This is a genomic window from Limisphaera ngatamarikiensis (assembly GCF_011044775.1).
In the GTDB taxonomy this organism is placed as follows: Bacteria; Verrucomicrobiota; Verrucomicrobiia; order Limisphaerales; family Limisphaeraceae; genus Limisphaera; species Limisphaera ngatamarikiensis.
Window position 1 is genome coordinate 1 of sequence record NZ_JAAKYA010000030.1, and the last position, 3,037, is coordinate 3,037.

At 66.9% G+C, this 3,037-nt stretch carries 1 protein-coding gene; it reads right to left on the bottom strand.

Annotation, left to right across the window (positions count from 1 at the left end; translation table 11 throughout):
- Positions 1-3,018: RHS repeat domain-containing protein (locus G4L39_RS05225; protein WP_165106458.1), on the bottom strand; the 3,018-nt coding region annotated here is incomplete at its 3' end.
- Positions 3,019-3,037: the final 19 nt, after the last annotated feature.

Below are 3,037 nucleotides of genomic sequence, written 5' to 3' on the forward strand. Positions count from 1 at the left end.
GGTCCCCTGCCGCAGCGGCCCGGCACCGTCCGGGTCCGGCTGCACCGTCTGCACCACCAGATCCGCCGCGTTGTAGGTGTACAGGGTGGCCCCGTTGCGCGCGTCCACCACCAGTCGCTGCCGATCATGGGCGTCGTAGGCATAATCCACCTGCGACAGCAACGTGCTGCGGCTGGTGTCGCTCCACCGGCGCACCCGGGCCAGCAACCCGTTGGTGTACCATTGTTCCATCACCGACCCGTCCGGATACGTCACCGTCACCCACCGCTGTTGCTGGCCCGGATTCCGGACCACCGCGGTGGTGGTCGTCCGGTCATAACGCCGGCTGACCCGCGTCTCCGGTGCTGTCCGGCTGACCCGTTCCTCGGACACCAGCACCTCCCTGTTGGCCTCATCCAGTTCCCAAACCCGGGTCCGCTCCCAGACCCGGCCCCCCTCAACCACCACGTCCCGTTGGTGTCGGCTCACCCGGTCCGAGTTCGGGTCCACCTGACCGTTCCGGTTCAGGTCCACCACCGTCAGTTCCAGCGATCCATCCGCCCTGTAAGTGTAGAGCGTTTGCACGCCGTCCGGGTCCACGCTCCGCACCAGGCGGCCCCCGGCGTCGTAGTCCTGCACACTCTCCGCCCCGTCAGCATACCGGGTGCGGACCGTCCGGCCCAGCATGTCCCGCCAGGTCTCCACCCATTCCGGACTGTTGAAATCGCCCTTGATGCTGCGGGTCCAGGTCCTGCCCGCCGTGGCCCCGTAGAGGTAGCTTTCCGGAAAGGCAGCCGTGCCGCCGATGCTCTTGAGCGAGCCGTCCCGGTAGTAGCTTTCCACCCGCGTGCCCCCCTGGGGATCGGTGAGGGTCACCTGCCGGCCTCCCTCGGGCGTGGTACCGTAGCTCCAGGTGGTCACCCCGCCCAGGGCATTGGTTTGCCGCACCAGACGCCCGGCCGTGTCGTACTGGTTGGCCTCCAGCACCACCGTGCTGCCATCCCGGCCCGTGCGGTAGCGCACCAGCACCTGCCCCGCCGCATCCAGGAGGTTCGACCAGGTGATGCCATTGCGGATGTAGCCAATGGGCCGGTGCAGCGCATCGTACAGGTGGATGGTGGTCAGACCCTCCCGGTCCGTCTGCGACGCCAAACCGCAGCAATCGTAGCTGAAGGTCTCGAAGGAACGGTCCAGGTAATCCACGCGCCGGTACCGGTGGAAAGAGTCAAAGTCCCCGTACACACGACAGTCCAGGAGGTTAGTCTGCCCAGCAACAATCTGCCAGGTCTCCTCCACCAAGAGCTGACCGAGCGATCCCTTCCTGACGACGGAGCGTCGGCCGTTGAGGATGGCCGTCGGCTGGTTGGTGTCGTTGGGCTCGCCAGTGGAGGTGATTTCGGTGACCTCCCCGTCCGTCTCGACGCGTTCGTACACCGTGGCGGTGCCGTCGGGGTGAAGAACGGCTGTGATCCGCCCCGTTACCGGGTCACGCAGGGTGACGGTCTTTTCGGTTTGATTGTTCGTGCGGGCCCCGGCATAGCTCAGGCCCGGAACCGCCACCCGCAGGGTGACCGTTCCCGTGGGGGAGTACACCGTGTACGTGCGCGCCACCTCCACCCCGTTCACAAGCTCGATCACCGTGCGAGGAGATCGCGGCTCCACCGACCCGTCGTCCGCCGGATCCAGCGGCTCGTACAGATACTGCACCTCGCGCCAAAAAGCCGGCGCGTCGCTCGGGGCCTGATCCAGGCGGCCATGGCGGATCCTCAGTGGCCGGGCTTTGGCGTCGTACTCCAACACCTCCTCCCAGCTACCGTCGGCCCGCACGGTCCGCCGCAGCGGCGGCCACTGGGCCGAAAAAGCGTTCGAGCCCTGAGCGTCATAGGTGTAGGTGGTGGTTTGCGCGTCACTGCCCCAGCCGATCGTCTCCCGAATCAGCCCCTCACCCCAGCCAAACCTCTGGTACACTCGCTGCACAAAATGGTTTGTCGGCCCCCCGGCCCGACCCCATTGCACCGTCACCACGCGCAATGGCGCGCCATCGGGCGCGTTGGTGAAACTCTGCCACGACCGCCGCTCCGTCACGCCGTCGGGCAGCAACAAGCTCCATTGCCCGGACTCCGCCTGGTGGGTATAAAGCCATTGCCGTTCCCCGGCCCCGGGGCGGATCTCCCGGATTCGGATGCGGTTGGTGGCAACGCCGGCATCCGGATTTTCCACCGTCCAGGTCACAATCCAATACTGGTTGGTCCCTTGGAGCTCGTAACGATCCAGCACCGGGTCGCGTGTAGAGGTAAGGGCGTTGGTGCGGAAGAAACTGATTTGGTACCCTGCGCCGGCGGGCAAAGGGTCCACGTTGGCCACGGCCTGCGGCGCAATCACCTGGGTAATGCTGGTCCGGGTAATCGTCTGGCCGCCCATGTTCTCGGTCACCGGCGCCAACCGGACCTCCACCCCACCCTCATCGCTCTGTCCGCTGAACTGCAACTGGTAAACATCCAGCAGTTGTACGGCCGAACCGCCGCCCACGAAGCTGCCGGCACTGCCCCCGCCCGAAGCCCGCCCCATGCTCAGCTCAATGATCGGATCATGCCAGGAGTCGTCTTCTCCGGTCCCGCATCCGGCACAGCTCCCGCCGGACGACCTGTTTGGCGGACCGCCGGGACCGCCCGCGCCACCACCGGGCCCTCCCCCGCCGGGCGGCGGGGGATTCTCTTCAGCGGGCTCGATGGCAAACTCCACCAGTTCCACACTGGCATGGCCTCCGATGCCGTTGGGGCAGTCGGGCGGAGGCCATTGATCCGCCAACAGCTCCGCTCCTGCCTCCGAGGGGTACCACCACTCCGGACCCGGCGCCACCACCACCGCCTCCACCCGCCGTCGGTGTTCGCTCTGCCTGCCGGCGGCCACCTTGCGCTCCACCCGGGTGTAACTGATCTTGTAGCGCTCCCCCTTGACCGTCCCGGTGACTCGTGCGCGCCAGCGACAGCCGATTGCGCTGGCGCAGGATTCGTCGGAAGCAAGGTCGTTGGCCGCCATCGGAGTGCCCTCATATGCC